The following is a 16,993-nucleotide window of genomic DNA, read 5'->3' on the forward strand; positions in this document are numbered from 1 at the left end:
ACGCTCCCCTCGACCTCGAGTCGCCCATCTGGTCGGACGCCTCTGCATCGATGAAGACCCCGATCTGATCGTCTGAGAAGGCGGCTGGGAGGGGCAGTGCTAATCTGTCAAGCAGGTCGAGTCACCTCTCTTTGCGGGTATTCGCTGCGGTTCTCCGCTTCCTCCAGTTTGCCTCCAGGTCTGGCTATCCAGTACTCGCCGCGGCAGCTAGCTGGGAACAAAAGCTCCGTTGACGTTGACACAACCCTCACTAACCGCTGAGCAGAGCCAGTTCTGTCAACGTCGACGCCCCTCCCGAAACCTACCAGCCCCAGCCCTCAAGCATTGATCGACTGGGTTGCCGCTCCATGCCCTTCTTTGCGGGCCGAGTACCCAACAGCGTGTTTCGGGCACAGCAACGATGGATGAATATTCTCGTAGAAATGTGAAGTCGCAGCTGCAGAGGTTGTTTTCACCACCCGCAGTTTGGGCTGAACCTTCGAGGCAGAGGATGGTCCACCCGCTGGCAGTTCGAGGAATCCCAAACTGAACGAGGTTGTGCACACCGACGCGGCTGCAAGACGGAATCGTCATTCTCCATTATCAAGCGCCAGTTCGAGCAATAGCTCACGAGTAGACGAATTGGTGGTTTCGTCGTCCGGGTCGAACGCCGCGGCTTCTGAATCGTCCGGCTCGCTGTCGTTTATCAGAGGCAGCAGCAGACGATCGTCACTGGCCGTCGGTACTGTCACTGTAGTCATTGTGCGGGGTGCGCTGCGCGTGGCTGCGCCAAGGTGCCGCGTGACCTTGAAACCATCACCTTGAAGTGTCTGGAGCAGTCCTTGTCATTTTTTCTCGCCAAAGAGGGATGCGACTGGAGCCTTCTCACGTCGATGGGTTTGCAATATGGTGTGCCACTGTCCGCAATGGCAGAGGAACTCAAGAACACAAGCTTTGAACCTTCGGGCCTTACGAAGAGCAAGGACATTCCGGAAGCAACCAGCCTTATCGATTACATCTACCGTTGCCGGTCTTGCTCTTAAACAGTGGCCCCGCTTTGTCGCCACGTTGGTTCTTGATGTACTCGTCGAGTGCCTCGCGTGCTTCTTTGCCGAGCGGAATCCGGTCGACTACCTGATTGCCCTTGGTCGTGAGGATTCGCAACGCGTTGGCTCGCGTGCTTATCAGCCAAAGAGACGGCAATACAATTGCCAGCGATAGGGGCGCGTCGGGGTTGGAGCTAAGTTGCTTTTCCAACAGATGCAGAGGGCCGAACCTAGGGGGGGACATTGGCTCTATAGTTCCACGGTTAACTCCAGGGGCTGCCCTGGGAGGCTAGTCACGGCTTCTCAGAAACCCTCTACGTGACCAGTTTCCGCATTTGCATTATTGCTGAAGTGTTGCGGCAAGGCGCGGTCCGCTTAACCTAGATCTCTTACAAGGCCTGGGACATAAATCGTAGGAAGTTCAACATAGGATTAACGACCGAAGTAATAGTTCAGGTTTGCCATGAGAGCCCAGTCATACCGGCGATCCGTGCCGATAGAGGAAGTGGTTGCGGGATACGGGGTTGGGTTGTCACGCAAGGGTATGGCCACTCCCGTAGAGATGGACATGCGGTCGTTGAAATAGGTGGTGACGCCCGCCGTCAGGTTCAGTACGTCCGACTTGCCAATCACATTGGTAACGTAGGAAGTCGTTGGAGTTCCGGAACTGTAAGTTGTTTCGTCGTTGAAGGCCCCCGTGTAGTGTAGTTCGACCGTTGGCACAATTCCCGTCAATCCTCGCTTGCACCGATTGCGATAGAGCCAGTAGCCCGCGGAGAGATCAGCCATGAACAGCTGCTGCTCCCTAATGGCGAAGTCAGTAGCCGGGATCTCAAGGTACCCCGTGTTGAGGCGGTAGGAAACGAACGACTGTACGAAGAACCGCTCTGTAGGTGCTGCCAGGAAGGCAACGTATGGTGTGAAATTCCAGACATCGTCTTCAAACGTGTTGTAGAAGACACTTGTTGGGTCGGGTTGGGTGATCTCAGCGTTGGAAGGAGCTTCGACTCGCAGTCCCGCAGATAGTGCAGACTGTTCACTGCGATGCAGTAGGTACTTGAAGCCGAAAGCGATGTCGCCAAAAGCTGTGTCGGTTCCTGGTCCATCAGCCACGAGGGACAGGTCGCCGGGACGATAGTCCGACGTCGTGTAGAACGGCAACATGAAGTCGACCGAGAGCCTGCTGTCGAATAGGGTTTTCTCTGCAAACAGACGATATTCGTAAAGATCATCGTTCACCCGAAGTCCATCGAAACTTCCATTCACTACATCGGGCAGGTAGTTGAAATTGAATCCAATCCGATCCTGCGGCACAGCGCTGTTGTTTTCGGCCACTTTATAGATATGGTTCTGGAACACAGGCTGCGTTCCACCGGCCGCTGGAGACTCTATAAGACGCGGTATCACTAGTCCGGTGTCGCCCAGCATCGAGGGGACGATGGCACAAGTGCAATCACACGAGCAATGGGCCTTCAATTCGCACGAACAATCAATATATTCCTGGTAGTAATTCGAGCACTTATCGCCGTTGGAGTTGGCCGCTTTCGAGTGAGACGCAGCGATCGGCCCAAGGTTGAGTATTGCATCTTCTGTCCCATATGATGGGGTACAGAGCCCCAGCAACAAACTCGCCAGAACGACTTCCTTGAACATGCTTTCGGCCCCTCAGCAAAACGTGTGATCGTCTGACTTCATTAGACTCTTTGCTCATCGTGTTGATATCGCTCGCGTGATGAGGATTTTGATTGGAACCGGCAAAGTAGACGGTTGCTGCACAATCGGTACAATCCGGCCAGGTCCCCGCCTGCAAGACGCTCGAAGACTTCGAGTTCGAGGTCCAGCCGTTGATCCATCGGGTGCTAGTCAGCGAACAGATGAGTGGCCTGAAAGATCGTGGAGCGGGAGGCGGTCATCCTGATTGGTCAACTGCTCTCGGGCATCTCTCCGCTGCGAGTCTTTCCATCGCTGCGACGCGTCGGTTGCTCCAAGCAAGCCTCGGAATGACAGGCCAATAGAAGGCAAGGCAAGCGGATGCTCACGGAGCTACGGAGAGAAGCAGCGGAGGCCATCTCAGCCATTGAATGAGTTCGCGACGCCCCAATCGCAGCTACGCTCTTAAGTGACTTGGCCAAAAAGATGGGCCAAAAAGATGATTGATGGGATTCGGCGTCAGACATCGGCCGAGGCGAGACCTTGCCGCTGCCGCCCACGACGCGCGACAACGCCAAGCCCAGCCAGCGAGAGTATGCCCCACACGGCCAGCGACGTCGGCTCCGGAACCGGAGTAAACGCCGGGTCGTCGATGACAAGCGTTTTCAGGGCAACGCCCGATTGGCCCAAGGACCGCATAGCGATCTGGTCGACCAACGGGTACGTGTTGTCGAAATGGACCGTTTTCTCCGGGGGAGCGGCGGGCGCGTTGTTCGCCAGATCGTCGTAGGCATCGGTCGTGAAGAAGAACTGCTCGTTACCCATCACGGAAGTACCGTCCCGCTTATAGAAGATCTGCAAATTCTGGCTGGGGTTGTACAGCACGAAGGTCGCCGAAACGAGTTTGACGGCGGACCCGAACCGGTAGTCGACGCTCGGACCACTGTTGTTGCCGAAATAGAAGTACGACCTCTGCCCGAAGAGCTGCGTGTTCCCATGCGGCCACGGGCCGCTGCCGAAGGTGTCGAGGGCGTAGCCCTGCACGCTGCCGCCCGACAGGAACGTCAAGATCTCAATCGTACGCCCGGATTCGCTGGTGAAGGTAGCCGGATTTAACGCGTCTCCATGCAATGTAAAGAGACCATTCGAGCTGCCCTCGTAGGGTTCCGATCTGAAGTCGAAGGTCACGATGCTTGCCTCAGCACGGGACCCGGCAAATGAGCATACCGCGAATAACAGCAAGAAAAGGAGCCATGTTGTACGAAAAGGGGGCATTGTTGCGAGTCTCTGCAGAGCGACGGTCTTAGATGGAGAATAGCTTTATCGGTATCCGACTATAGCCACCACCCCGCCCTCTGGTATCCCGCGAGTCGTGCATTTAATGATGTTTTTTCCTGCGACTTGCCGCAAGACCGGGGTAGAGTAACTCGTCGCATTTTTCCGCCACTCAAAGTCGCCGCGGTTGCCTCAACCTCGGTGAGTTGAGATGCCGCCGAACGCTTAGGCTTCTTTCCGGACGGCCCCTTCGATTCGCAGCACCGTCAGACGCTGCAAAAGTCGATCCCCGGACGCTCACGGGCTCTGCGTCCGGAAAGAAGCCTAAGCGTTAGGTTCGAGCGTAATCCACGTCAGCTGGTCCAGCTCATTTCAGTTTGGAATTTGCCAACTCGCAGGGGGCGGGATACCTCCGCGGCTAATCTAGTATTGCGTAACGCGTCGTTTGCTTAAGTCGACCGATCCACCACGCGGTACCAATGTTATGGATACCTGAAGTCATTATCGTCAGCAGAAAACCGATGAAGACGCTAGCGCTTGAATCCCAACTCTCCTCGAACAAACTAGGATGAAACCAAGCGAGTCGCCCAGTTTACCTGAGAGATCCCCACCGGTATGAGTACGTGTAAGCCGCCTTTGGATGGACTACGATCCAGTGCAGAATGGAATCATCCGCCATGGATGCGTGGTGGGTCGGATCGACAACCTCGAGCGTTTCCGGTGAATCATTGCGGAATCGAACGACCTGAGCGCTGCCATCCCGCCAATCCTTGGGGAGAAGCAGCCATGATGTCGCAACCTCCGGATCGGCATCGACTTCGAACTGCCACCACGGATGGCCGAGGGCGTTAACCTGGCGGGCATCCACCGGCAGCCGAGCTTCCACGACAACGTCGATCGTTTGACCGACGGGGACTCGGCTGAAATCGAGTTCTAGTTGCCACGAGTATCGCGTATTGCCCTCTTGGCCTTCAACCGCGCAACGCTGTAGCTTTGGACGCAGTTCCGAGTTTTGACAGCGCAGCTGAATTTCAGGCATATCCCACAGGGACTGCAGTTGGAGCCCAGTTGCACCTTCCGAATGACTCACCTTGCGTACAGATACCGCCCGATAGACGTAGACGTGAGTTCCCTCAGTTTCAAGCGCGCCGTCAGCACCTCGCAGATCGACTATTCGCGCATCGGCGATAATGTCGAGGCCGCGTTCCGCGAAGAGGGGATCCAGACGCTTGGTGTCTTCATGCGGCATGCCCTCCCACGGCTGCTCAGGCCCGAATTCCATGAGCGTGAGCAGTTTTTTGTAGTCGTCGCGAGTTTCTGCAATTGCGGCGGTTAGTGAAGCGGCAACCTGTCCGTGTCGCCAATTGCGGTACACGCCGTAAGGCAGGATGGCGAAAATCGCGACGAGTAACGGCAAGTATAGGTAGGAGACCCAATCGCTCCAGGAAAATAACTTGCCCAAATACCTGCGACGAGAAGATTGTTGCATACGCCGCGCTTGCTGAGTCGATGGCGTCGCGTATGCTCCACGCAAGCTCTTCGTAGGGGAGAGGTTGTCGTCGCTGTGAGTCAACGATGTGTGCGGCTCCCAAGGGGCCCCATCGTGCTGATGAGCGCGTAAGCAGGGTCGCTCTGCCATGGACTGTCTGGCCACGCAGTACCCATGACGAACCAAGCCGCTGACCTCGTCCTCAGAAAAGCGATCCATGTCCGTGCGGATCTTGCTGACCTGGATTTGAACTTCCGGATGCAGTGCTGTGTCATCCTGGTCAGGCGTGACGATACGGGTGATCGGCACAAAGATATAGTCGGTAGACTTTTCGAAGTGAGTTTTCTCAAGTTGCCATACGCGGTCCATTAGAATGTCTGACGAGCGCATTGCCGTGCGAAGGAACGAACCGGCGCGATCGGGGCGCGTCACCTGGAATTTCTTGCCGGCGTCGCTGGCAATCACCGCGTCGAATCGCTTGGTGGTTTCGGATAAGAGCTCGGTGCCCATCAGTTCGCGAAACGCCAGATTGACGATGCGCCGATTGCGGACGACGCGATCGCTCGTTGCCATGACTGCAGCTCGCTCGGCATGACCTTTGCCATAGCCGTTGCCATTTCCGTTACCGTTGCCGTTGCCATTGGAATTGGAATTGGAATTGGTATATAAGTTGACTCCGCCGTTGCCGTTGAGTCGCTCAAGTTGCAGCAAATCGCGCAATTGGACGTCCTTCACAAGGTTGGCGTCCACAATCAGCTCACGAAGGTCTTCCACCAACTGTTGCGAACTCGTCGCCATGCCGGAGGAACGACTGTCAGCTCGTCGAGATTTACAGTTGAGCTGGGCAAGTCGACTTAGCGGCGTAGTTGTCTCGCTCTGTGCTGCGTCATTCCACAACTTTACGGCCGTCTCCGCGCACCGGAAATCATCAATGGTAAGCTGAGAGTCTAGTTGCCGCTCCAGGAAGCGGAACATGCGGACGCCGAGATTGTCGTAGACGCCGCCATCGGTGAAAAAGTGCGTTTGAAATTCGCCTTCAGTGGCCCCGATGTCTTCTGCGGTGAGTTCTAAAGGTGGAAAGAAACCAGGGAACGCGGAAGACGCCGCCACGGCCATCGGCAAGGTCGCTAGTCCAGCCCGTTGGGTTTTAACTTCTGCTTGTCCCAACTTAGAACGTTCTTCGAACATCAACCCGGCTTGGCTGAAGGAACTCAGCCCACCCTCGCTCAAGTTAGTGCATAGGATGTGCAGTTCCGGCCGCGTAGGTAATTGATGCAAACACGTATCCCCAAAGAGGAACTTGCGGTATTGCGCCTCGAGCAGTCCAGTGCGTGTAAATCGTCGAGAGTGCCCCTGCCGGGCCGCACGATGAAGGTAGTCGTTAGCCAAAGCAAATGGATACCGACGCAAAATTCGATTGCGTACGTCCAGGTCGACGAAGTCGAGAATCTCCCGGCAGACGGCGTCCAGTTCGTTGTCGCTGCCGTTGTAGCGATCCCAGTTGAGTACCAAGTGGGCACCGAGGATGCTTCCGCCTGAGACGGACGTGATATGCGTCACTGAAGGGAGTATCCCAGCATCCCTTAGATAGCGGACAACTCCGAGGTGGTAGAGCGTTGCCCGCAGACCGCCTCCCGAAAGTGCCAATCCTAAACGCATAATCAGTTCTCGCTTAAAACCGCTTGTGAAGGATCGAACACCGCGGCAAAAGGCAGGTTGCAGCTGCGCGACGTATTGCGGCAGGAGAGTAGCGAATGTCCCCCCGGCCATAAAGGCCAGTCTAGCGATCCAAAAGCTCGACGGTCTAAATCGCCGCCCACAGCTCTGCAATGCTCTTCGCGAGTGAAAGCCCGTAGTCCGACCTCAGTTGCGAGGTCGCGTTCTGCCCGGACCTAAGGTAATGGTGTTTTTCCAGCCGACTGTAGTTTGAGACCTCGTGAATCGAAAGCGGGCGATCACACTGCTGTGTTAACGTCAGCATCAGACACACTGTCAAGCGTCCCTAAATTCAAGTGTCATGCGATCAGTCAGACAGCAGAGCGTCCAGTTCTTTGCGAACAGTAGAGTAGTAGACGGACCAGAAAAGCATGCTTGGACTTCTGAATTCTTTGAAGTCGGGATCGATGTACTCCTCATCTTCAAGCACCGTCTTCGTGCCAACATTGTCGTAGAACAGGATGCCAGGCGTGCTGTCCAGACTGAACTGCTTACGAAGGGCTTCAGCAGTCTTGCGATCCGGGTCGCCTTTGTCCGCAACCTTCACCACAGCCAATGCGATGCGATCCTTATAATGCGGAGCTACGTAGCGGATGAGTGTAGCAACTCGCTGGGATGGAGCGTGCGAGTTGCTGTAGAAAAAGACGACCATGGGCCGGTCACGTCCATTCACTTTCTTCCAGTAGTCTGCAACCTCAATGCGTTCGACCGGCGAATCACGCAAGATGTCCTCGGTTGGGAGCTTCGCAAGTCTTCGAACCTCCCTCCTATCAATCTTCTCTTCAGCTCGAGACGAGTCGGCTACAAGCAGAGGTAGAATTACAGCGCAGTAGATCAGTTTTTTGTTCATTGCCATTTCATCTTTTTTTAGCGTTTAGGTTGACTGGTGGCGTAACGTCGTGCGCTCCCATGAATGACTCGACTCTCTCTGTATTTGAATTTTTTCTTCTCCACCCGGGTCATCAACTTCAGTTGACGGACGTTGATGAGGTATTTGACGATTTGGCAGAAATGGTGATCTCGCGTGGCGTAACGGTGCGCATTCTGCGCCCCGGAGCATTGCAGACAGACGCGAAGATTAGAGCTATTCACAGGTATTGAACGAACGCTTTTCTACTACGCTGTAGCTTTCCGTACTCGGGCACTGTAAACTTCATGGTTTCTTGGTGCTACAAGGCGTATGGCTAAAACGCTGCCCAAGGTTTATTCGAAGATCTAAAAAGGAGTACCCCCATGTCGGTCGCAAAGGTCACAGAAATCACCGCGTCGTCTACCAAGAGCTTTGAGGATGCGATCCAGCAAGGCATCGCACGTACGGAGAAGACGCTCGACAAAGTGAAAGGGGCATGGATTCAGGAGCAAACAATCGAAGTTGAGGATGGCAAGATTTCAGAGTATCGCGTCAATATGAAGGTTACTTTCGTCCTGAAAGATTAGCCGACGTCCAAATCAAGCAGAGCCTTTCCCTAACCGGCACGATACCCAATGATGCCGTGGGGAGATCGCTGATGCAAACTCCGCAGATGGGAACCCTGATCGCAGGTCTCCCTGCGCTATCGTCGTGCCTGCATTTGAAGCTGGTTGAGCAACTCCGTTCTGGAGTATCGCAACTCGGCGAAGCGGCGCATCCAAAGATCCATTTCCACCGAGGAAGGCGTCTTGCCGATGACCTCGGTGAAGGCACGTTGAACCCAAGCAAAGTCGTTTGCTCCCATTCGATCAAAGAACTCCTGGGTACCCATCAACTCGAGTGGCAGTCGCTGCATCCGATACTGGAGATCAGGGGTTTGGTACCAGGCGGCCAGTTCCACAGAGGTTGGCATCCGGCCCAAGTAACGTCTGTAGGCGTTCTCTATCTGTCCGGAGTAGCTATCCACAGGATTGTATCCAGCGGCAACAACGCCACCCGACGAATAGGAAGTCGGACGGAGTTCCAGGCGGACCGAATTCGGATAGCCCTGGGTTAACACAAAAGGAGGCTGCGCTGTGTCGTAGACGGTACGCCCGCCGGAAGTGACGTAGGCCCGAAGCCGATAGCTATCGTTCGGCGAAATGTAGTTGGGGTCGTAGTTCAAGCTGAATGGAATCTCACCAAGGTTGAAGCTCGACAGGCGGAAAGAATACTGTCCGTTGCGAACGGCCTGATAGGGTCGGCTGACATTCTCCAGTCGAACAGTCACAACGGAGTTTTGAGGAAGACTTCCACCCCGGACCAAAAGTGTGCCTGACAACCCGCCTCGCTGGTCGTCGAGTTGGACGTTGAGGGCCCGGAGCTGGCTGTTGCGACGGTATTGCACGAGCATCAGTACACGTCCCGACGAATCGGCGTGATGATTGAGCTCTTCAGCAAGATCGTAGATCTTATTTCCCACACGGCCAACCTGGTCTCCGTCTACGGAGACAATAACGTCGCCAGGCGAGAGGCCCAGGCGAGCAGCGGGAGAATTCGCGGTGACTTGCCGCACGACGACACCGGTGTCGGTATTGTCACCCGTCACTCCCAGTCGCCAGCCAGTGTTCGCGCCGGAGTTGCCGATCCCAATACCACCGTTCCAATTACGATCCCAATCGGCAGAGGAAGACGTTGGAGACATCTGATCGCCCCAACTTGCCCAACTGCTTGCATGACACTGAGTGGGCAAGAGGGGAAGTGATAGGCACAAGCAAGCAAGGCAACTAAGGCATTGGGTTCGAAAAGCAAACATTGTGGAAATCCTTTTGCGATCTGGGTCTGCGCCAATGTTGAGTGCAACTGGCGTCGCCTGCACGCGGTGAAAGTTATTGTGACTTAAGATAGAGATATTGCCGGCGGCTATGATCGAGTAGACTCTCTGGCACGCTCATTCGGAACATCGATCTATCTCAGATCATGGCCCGCGGAGGCGGTGTTGGAGGAGTCCTGAGGCGGAGTTTTCTCGAGCTTATTTAACTTCTCCAACTCTGCTCGCAACGTGGGTGGGGCAAAGGGATAGAAGCCGGAGAGGATCGCCTGCGTTTGACCAGCCTGGGCGAGCGCGTATCGCACGAACTCGCGGTTCGCGGCCGCCTTCTCCCCTGTCTGATCTGCGTCCAGAACGAGTACCATGGGACGCGTAATGGGATAGCGACCCATCAGCACATCGCGATCGGTGTCTTCTATCACTTCCGACTGCTCCCGCAGGTGCAGGCGCTTTACTGCCTCTCTGACGCAGTTAAAGTCAACAATGGCAATGGCATTTGGGTTTTCGGCCACTGCTTGGATGACATCACAGTTGGACTCCAAGTACTTTTCCTCATTCCGCAGACGATGGGAGTGGAACAGAAACTTTTCAATAAAGGTCCTGGTGCCACTTGCCTTTGTTCGACCAATAATCTGCACCGGTTGGCTGGCTAAGTCTCCCTCAATGCCAAGGGTGCTCCAGTTCACAGAGTTCGCTGGGTCTTCGGCACAGAACAGTTCCACCAGCTGTTGATAACTCACCTCCTCAACTGGATTGTCTTTATGCACAAACACGCCGAGTGCATCTCTGGCGACGTGAATAGCGACCGGCCTTTTCAGCCCCTCCGCCTTGAGTTTCGCCAGATCCTCCTTGGTGACGGGGCGCGACAGCATGCCAATGCTACCCGGATTCTTGAGCAGTCGATCAAAGACCGTTTCTGATCCTTCCGCCGAAATAATGACTTGCGCCTCCGGATGGAACTTTTTGAATCCGAGGGCCCAGCCGTGAGCGAGCGAATCCATAGTGGTGGACCCGAAGATGTCGACCTCCGACGAGACTTCCCCCTGCGGCAGGTAAGGGTCGATCGAGTCGAGCAGAGAGCGAATCTCTTCCACGGACAGGTCGTCCGGCGAGTCTTGGGGCTGCTCAGTGGGTGGAGTGGCCGGAGCCTCTTCGGCTCGGGCCAACTGGCCGACGAATGCTGCGCCAGCAGCAAGTAAAGCAGCGTACAGATAATTGCGAATCGATGGCATGATGGCCTCCCTGAGGAACTTATTTGAACTGGAAATCTAACCCAAGGCTCCCCACTCACCAACACCAGTTTCATGGACTTCTTCGTACGGTTCACCGCCATCTCAGGAGGTGCGTACTACTCGCGAACGCCAATGTTCTAGACGACCGGCCATTAGTATTGACAGCCACCACGTTTCACTCAACCATCTCTCGACTTGCCACCTAATAAACGGGATGACCTGCGATGTTCAGATTCTTTTCCAACAAGATCAGCATTCAAAGCAAACTGACAGTTCTCGTTCTCTTTGCAACAACTACCGCGGCAGTGGTCGTGGGGTGGATTGCTTTCGATCTCGGCAAACGGTCCCTGACTGCCAAGGTTGCAGATCAACTTAACGCGACCCGCGTGACTCGAGGTGCTGAAGTTGAGAATTATTTAAAGCTCTACTGCAATCAGGTCCAAACACTGACGGAAAGCGACAACATTGTCGAGTACATGCGTGAGTTCCGCCAATCCTTCGAAGAACTCCAGAGTCACGCCATCAGTCAACAGCAAAGGGAGACTTTACTCGAGTACTATCGCCAAAAAGTCATCCCGCAACTGGCCAAGCACATGGAAGGCAAACCGCTTCCTGAGCAGATGCTTCCAGCTACCGAAGCCGGCCAATACCTGCAATACGCGTTCTTGTCGCAGAACGCTCACGCGCCATCCGAACAAGATCGCCTAGAAACTCCTGTCGATACGAGCAATTACGGCATTATTCACGCCCACAATCACGCTAAAGTTGCGAGTCTCGTCGATCACCTAGAGTACTACGATTTCATGCTTGTGGATGCCGACACAACCAACGTCGTCTATTCATTTCGCAAGGAAATTGATTTTGGCGCTAAGCTGAACGACGGTTTACTATCGCGAACGAAGCTTTGCCAGGCAATCGAACGCCTACGTCGCAATCGAGACAAGTACTCCGTCGAGTTGATTGACTTTGAATCGTATCGCCCATCACTGGGACGCCCTGCAGCTTTCGTTGCGAGTCCAATCTTCGATGGTGTAGATATGATTGGTGTATTGGTTCTGCAAATGCCCGTTGAACAGATTAACGACCTGCTCACCAACAAGACCGATTGGAGAGCAGCAGGTCTGGGAAGCACGGGCGAGGCGCTGCTCGTGGGCGATGATTACCTATTGAGATCCGAATCACGATTCCAGATCGAATCTCCTGAAAGACTACTGCTCGCTCTTCAGAAGAATGGGCTATCCCAACGTGAGCTTGATCGCATCAAACACTTTAAGACGCTGATCATGAACACGCCGATTCACACGGAAGCCGTCGAGAACGCGAGGCTTGGGCGATCTGGCTTTGGGGAAATGGTCGACTATCGCGGCAACTCGGTATTGATTTCCTATGGCTCGTTGAACGTGGGAGACTTGGACTGGAACATCGTGGCCAAAATCGACGTGGATGAGGCCTACCAGCCAATCTACCGCCTCGGGCGATATCTGCTCATCACAATCACCTGCATCGGAATGTGCGTTTGCCTGCTCACTACATTCGCCTCCGCACGGCTACTGCAGCCATTGAACCGAATTATGGACGGTGTACACAGAGTCGCCGATGGCAGTGTTGACGTGGAAGTTCCCGTCGTTGGCAATGACGAGTTTGCACAGTTGGCCGTGGCGTTCAACGACATGGCGCAAAAGCTGGGCCACAATAAGGACCTGCTTCAGCAGAAGATCCTCCAGAACGACCAACTGTTGATAAGCATGTTACCACAGCCGGCTGTGCAACGACTGAAGCATGGCCTTCGCCAAGAACCGGACCTGTTTCCCTCCGTGTCACTATTGTGGATTGAGTTGCAGGGATGCGAGACGCTGTCTGAGGACCGGAGCGACCAGCAGAATCTCCTAATTTACAGCGAACTGATAGACGCTCTGGATGAATTGGCAGAAGCATCAGGAGTCGAGAAAGTCGGAAGCTCCTGGGGCAATTACGTTGCAGTCTGTGGATTGTCCGAGGAGAGAGTCGACCATCTGCATCGACTGGCTGATTATGCCTGCGAAGTGATTTGCATGGTTCACCGGTTCAACCTGCAGCACGAGACAGATTTGGAAGCACGTTTGGGGCTCAGTACGGGCCCGGTCGTTGGTGCGCTGGTTGGACGCAGTCGATTTGTCTACGAGTTGTGGGGAACGACAGCCATCCAATGCCATCGTTTTGCTACCTCCGGCTCTAAAAGTACGATCCGGGTCACCGCCGATACCTATGAGCAGTTGCGAGACGTCGCATCCGTGCAGGACGTCTTGGAAGTCGTTGTTACTCCTATGTCGATCGATCCTCCCATTCAATCTGCCGCAGCATAGTACACCCTCTTTGTTTTCCTCTGCAGGATCTAGGTAACGTGTCCCTATTTGAACTCTCTGGATTGGAAGACCAGTACACTTGGTCGGTGTCCTTGGTTGTCGGCTTTCCCCTTGCCATGCTGGCTGTGGGCGAACTGGGACATCGCCTGCATCGACGCGATCACTTTCTGTCTACACCTCTCAAACACTTTCGGTTGTTGGTACTGCCAATGCTGGGAGCCTATTTGTTGCTGACCAAAGTGGTGGGTGTAGAAAGTAATTCCATCGCTGCGAGGATCGCACTTACCGCCTTGCTAATCGTCTCTATTTACTCGGTACTGTCTCTGTTCAAAGCGGTCGTCTTTCAAGGCGCCGAAAAAGGCAGTTGGCAACACAAAGTCCCACGCATCTTGACCGATCTGGTTCGGCTAGCATTGGTGACTCTGGGATCCGTATTTGTTTTGTCCGCCGTCTGGGGGCAGAACTTAGGTCAAATGATGACTGCCCTTGGGGTCGGCTCGATTGTGCTTGGTTTGGCGCTGCAAGAGCCCCTGGGAAACGTGTTCTCTGGAGTTTTCTTGCTGGTTGAACGCCCTGTCGAACTGGGAGATTGGATGGAGATAGATGGCAAAGCCGGTCGAGTTATTGAGATCAATTGGCGGTCAGTCCATCTTGTCAACCGGATGATGGAATTAATCGTCGTCCCGAACTCGGTGTTGGCCCAGGGGCAATTCAAGAACTTCAGTCGACCTAAGTCGCACATCTGTCAAACAGCGGAAATCGGCTTCTCCTACGATGACCCTCCCAACGAAGTTAAGGAGATTCTGCTCCGTGTGGTCCGCCAGGTCCCTGGAGTCCTCCTCGACCCTCCACCGAGAATTCATACGGCGGGCTATGGCGACTATTGCATCAACTACATTATCAAGTTCTATGCGTCCGATTATTCGCAACAATTTGACATTATTGACGAACTTATGACTCGGATCTGGTACGCGTCACGCCGCAGCGGTTTGACTATTCCCTATCCAATCGCCACCGAAATCCAAGCAAGCCAGGAGGAAATGACGGAGAGCGCGAATCGGCTGGATGTGGAAGATCTATTGAAACCTTTGCGAAGTCTGGGGCTTTCCGATGAAGACGAATTGGCACGACGGCTCAAGCGCGTGTCGCTCCGATCGTTTGGCACGGGAGAAGTCATCGTCGAAGAGGGAGAGCACCTGGCTGGCTTGCACCTGATCGTACGAGGTGTGGCCACGATGTCACTTCGCGGGGCAGCAGGCACAAAGCTCGAAATTGGAACGCTAACGGAAGGTGAGTTTTTCGGCGAGCGAGCTCTTTTGTCACGGCAAGTAAGCGAGGTGACGATCGAGGCTCAGGAGGACGTTGAAATCTTACTGTTGGACGGCGATTTGCTGCAATCGGCTCTTCAGTCGTCTCCACGTGTGGCGAGAGAAATCGGCAATGTAATCGAAACGCGAAATCGAGACTTGCGCCGTGTACGAAGTGGTGAGCCGAGCCGAGATGTGGCCTAAGGGCAAACTCTGCCTTCCAATGAACTGAGTACGCCCACCGCTGTGTTGGATTCGGGCACAAGATAGTGAAGAGCACTCCACTCGCTATTCTGATATAGCCCGCTCGATACCAAGTAACAACCGCGCCGAGAGATTCACTGCTCTCACGATGGGCCGCTGAACTGCGTTAGGCGATAGGCATCCACCTGGGCGACGTCTTTCGTCCGCTCCCACTCGAACTTGCCGGTTCCTTCAAACAGCCGCCCTATTATGGGTCTTCGAATCGAAGATGTGGCTCTTCTATCCGGTTTTCTGCGAAATACCGCATGCAGTATCGTTGTTTTTGAGTTTCCCAAATGATTGCCGAACAAATTCAATCGGCTATACTCGTACGCGACGTCGGTCCGATTTAGACTTTGAGTTTGAAGTGTGTCCGATGAATGGCTTGTTATTTTTTACCGGGATTCTAATGTTGAGCAGTCTACAGGCACAGGCTGTTCCAATGTCGTCGCAAACAGCTTGCTCATGAAGCCGATCTCATCCGAGAGTTCGTCGTCCCGTCGATTCGACCGTTCTGTTCAGGATCGTCGCAGCAGTACGGATAGTCAGCCAGCACTGGTGGACGAAGAGCTCGATGCGCCTCGGCCGTCCCTTATCTTCAGACAGGATCTGCGCTGGATAAAGGCGTGCCTTATCCTGCTTTCTGTCCTGGCGGTATTTCACACGCTGTATTTTGCTCGCGCAATCTTGCTCCCCATTGCCATGGCCGTCGTCTTGGGCCTCGTGCTAAAGCCCGTTCAAAGAAGACTCACGAAGCTGGGCCTGCCGGGGATTGTCTCCGCGATTGTCGTGTTCGGACTCTTTACGCTCGTTCTGATGCTAGGTCTTCGCACTATCTGGGAGCCGGCTAATCACTGGATAGAACAAGCTCCGACTAGTCTCCACAAAGTCCGCGAACAACTTCGCGGTGCTGCGGGACCGTTAGAGAGCATTGAACTGGCGGAGAAGGAACTCGAAGGATTGACTGCAATGACGGAGAACCCGGAACCCAGCAATCGCCCCCTATCTGTTAGAGTTGAGCAGCCAGCCTTGGCAAGTCAGATTCTCAACACGACCGGGAGCTTCGCAACCTCTGTGACCATCACTTTGTCTTTGCTGTTCTTCTTACTGGCGGCAGGCGATCAGTTCCTTGAAAAGGCCGTGCAAGTCAAGAAGTCTTGGCGTGAAAAATGGGACGTAGTGCTGCTCGCCAGAGAAATAGAACACAAGCTGTCTACGTATCTAGGTACCATCACTGTGATTAACCTCGGTCTTGGTCTCGTCATAGGCTGTGGATTATGGCTTATAGGCATGCCACATCCTGTGCTCTGGGGAGTGCTCGCGGCGCTTTTGAATTATATTCCGTTCGCCGGGCTCGTAATCGGTGCGAGTGTTGTTTTCATCATCGCAGCTGCAGAGTTCGACTCGCTCGCCCATGCCCTGCTTGCACCAGCAATCTACCTGGCTGCCAATGGCGTCGAAGCAAACCTGGTCACGCCCTCGGTCCTCAGGCATTCGATTAGTCTGAACCCTGTGGTCATCATGGTCGCCGTTTTTCTTGGCGGCTGGTGTTGGGGCATTGGGGGAATCTTCTTGTCCGTACCGTTCTTGCTTATCCTTAAGATCATCTGCGACAGCCACAAGCCGCTTGAACCAGTTGGAGTGTTCCTGGGGCGTTAGGAGACTGGGGGCCGCCGGTTTTAGGTTGTGGATCTTTTTTTGACTCGGCCAAGGGGTGTTGCTATGTGCCGCTGGCTATTACGTGCCTTCGCTGGTTTTTATCTGCTAGCACTCGCGGTCTTTCTTGTCGGCACGTTCGGGCTGTTCGGCAATGAGCGAGACCCTCTATCCGGTGTGTTCCTCCTACCACTCGGCTGGCCATGGATCTGGTGCATCGACTGGGCACCCGTTAGAATTCGCCCGTGGCTGGCCGCCACCGCACCGGCACTCAATCTGGCGATTCTCTACTTCGCATGTCGTCTTTATCGCGCGCGAAAGCATCGGGCTGACTAACA

12 protein-coding genes are annotated in these 16,993 nt (G+C 54.5%); 4 read left to right on the plus strand and 8 right to left on the minus strand.

Annotated features, from left to right (window positions below):
* Window positions 1-569: 569 nt before the first annotated feature.
* From NG895_RS02865 to NG895_RS02890, 6 genes are all read right to left on the minus strand, one after another.
* The gene (locus tag NG895_RS02865; protein WP_252850941.1) at window positions 570-740 is read right to left on the minus strand and encodes a hypothetical protein; all 171 of its coding nucleotides are present in this window, start codon (window positions 738-740) and stop codon (window positions 570-572) included.
* Between the two features lie 244 nt (window positions 741-984).
* Window positions 985-1,143 carry a hypothetical protein gene (locus NG895_RS02870; protein ID WP_252850942.1) on the minus strand — a complete coding sequence of 53 codons (159 nt, stop codon included), beginning with the start codon at window positions 1,141-1,143 and terminating at the stop codon, window positions 985-987.
* Between the two features lie 314 nt (window positions 1,144-1,457).
* A complete protein-coding gene (locus NG895_RS02875; RefSeq protein ID WP_252850943.1) occupies window positions 1,458-2,384 on the minus strand; it encodes a transporter in 927 nt (308 codons plus the stop codon).
* Between the two features lie 810 nt (window positions 2,385-3,194).
* Window positions 3,195-3,863, minus strand: coding sequence for a hypothetical protein (locus NG895_RS02880; RefSeq protein WP_252850944.1), 669 nt, complete (start codon window positions 3,861-3,863; stop codon window positions 3,195-3,197).
* Window positions 3,864-4,542: 679 nt separating this feature from the next.
* Window positions 4,543-7,098, minus strand: coding sequence for a patatin-like phospholipase family protein (locus NG895_RS02885; RefSeq protein ID WP_252850945.1), 2,556 nt, complete (start codon window positions 7,096-7,098; stop codon window positions 4,543-4,545).
* Between the two features lie 364 nt (window positions 7,099-7,462).
* Complete coding sequence (locus NG895_RS02890; protein ID WP_252850946.1) at window positions 7,463-8,005, minus strand: hypothetical protein; 543 nt, start codon at window positions 8,003-8,005, stop codon at window positions 7,463-7,465.
* A 383-nt stretch (window positions 8,006-8,388) separates the two neighbouring features.
* On the opposite strand from NG895_RS02890, the gene NG895_RS02895 reads away from it, so the two are divergent.
* Window positions 8,389-8,592 carry a dodecin family protein gene (locus NG895_RS02895; protein ID WP_252850947.1) on the plus strand — a complete coding sequence of 68 codons (204 nt, stop codon included), beginning with the start codon at window positions 8,389-8,391 and terminating at the stop codon, window positions 8,590-8,592.
* Window positions 8,593-8,708: 116 nt separating this feature from the next.
* On the opposite strand, the gene NG895_RS02900 is transcribed toward NG895_RS02895, so the two are convergent.
* Both NG895_RS02900 and NG895_RS02905 read right to left on the minus strand, forming a co-directional pair.
* Window positions 8,709-9,749: a YbaY family lipoprotein gene (locus tag NG895_RS02900; RefSeq protein WP_252850948.1), complete on the minus strand. Its 1,041-nt coding sequence runs from the start codon at window positions 9,747-9,749 to the stop codon at window positions 8,709-8,711.
* Window positions 9,750-10,012: 263 nt separating this feature from the next.
* A complete protein-coding gene (locus NG895_RS02905) occupies window positions 10,013-11,107 on the minus strand; it encodes a substrate-binding domain-containing protein (protein ID WP_252850949.1) in 1,095 nt (364 codons plus the stop codon).
* Window positions 11,108-11,331: 224 nt separating this feature from the next.
* On the opposite strand from NG895_RS02905, the gene NG895_RS02910 reads away from it, so the two are divergent.
* From NG895_RS02910 to NG895_RS02920, 3 genes are all read left to right on the plus strand, one after another.
* A complete protein-coding gene (locus NG895_RS02910) occupies window positions 11,332-13,449 on the plus strand; it encodes an adenylate/guanylate cyclase domain-containing protein (RefSeq protein WP_252850950.1) in 2,118 nt (705 codons plus the stop codon).
* A 62-nt stretch (window positions 13,450-13,511) separates the two neighbouring features.
* On the plus strand, window positions 13,512-14,960 hold the full coding sequence (locus tag NG895_RS02915) for a mechanosensitive ion channel family protein (protein ID WP_252850951.1): 1,449 nt from the start codon (window positions 13,512-13,514) through the stop codon (window positions 14,958-14,960).
* A 408-nt stretch (window positions 14,961-15,368) separates the two neighbouring features.
* Window positions 15,369-16,658 carry an AI-2E family transporter gene (locus NG895_RS02920; protein ID WP_252850952.1) on the plus strand — a complete coding sequence of 430 codons (1,290 nt, stop codon included), beginning with the start codon at window positions 15,369-15,371 and terminating at the stop codon, window positions 16,656-16,658.
* Window positions 16,659-16,993: the final 335 nt, after the last annotated feature.

This window comes from Aeoliella straminimaris, from assembly GCF_024054565.1.
Classification (GTDB): Bacteria; Planctomycetota; Planctomycetia; order Pirellulales; family Lacipirellulaceae; genus Aeoliella; species Aeoliella straminimaris.

Coding starts and splice junctions, on each gene's coding strand:
- NG895_RS02865 (WP_252850941.1), bottom strand. CDS start 740: ATGACTACAGTGACAGTACCGACGGCCAGTGACGATCGTCTGCTGCTG.
- NG895_RS02885 (WP_252850945.1), bottom strand. CDS start 7,098: ATGCGTTTAGGATTGGCACTTTCGGGAGGCGGTCTGCGGGCAACGCTC.
- NG895_RS02890 (WP_252850946.1), bottom strand. CDS start 8,005: ATGAACAAAAAACTGATCTACTGCGCTGTAATTCTACCTCTGCTTGTA.
- NG895_RS02895 (WP_252850947.1), top strand. CDS start 8,389: ATGTCGGTCGCAAAGGTCACAGAAATCACCGCGTCGTCTACCAAGAGC.
- NG895_RS02900 (WP_252850948.1), bottom strand. CDS start 9,749: ATGTCTCCAACGTCTTCCTCTGCCGATTGGGATCGTAATTGGAACGGT.
- NG895_RS02905 (WP_252850949.1), bottom strand. CDS start 11,107: ATGCCATCGATTCGCAATTATCTGTACGCTGCTTTACTTGCTGCTGGC.
- NG895_RS02910 (WP_252850950.1), top strand. CDS start 11,332: ATGTTCAGATTCTTTTCCAACAAGATCAGCATTCAAAGCAAACTGACA.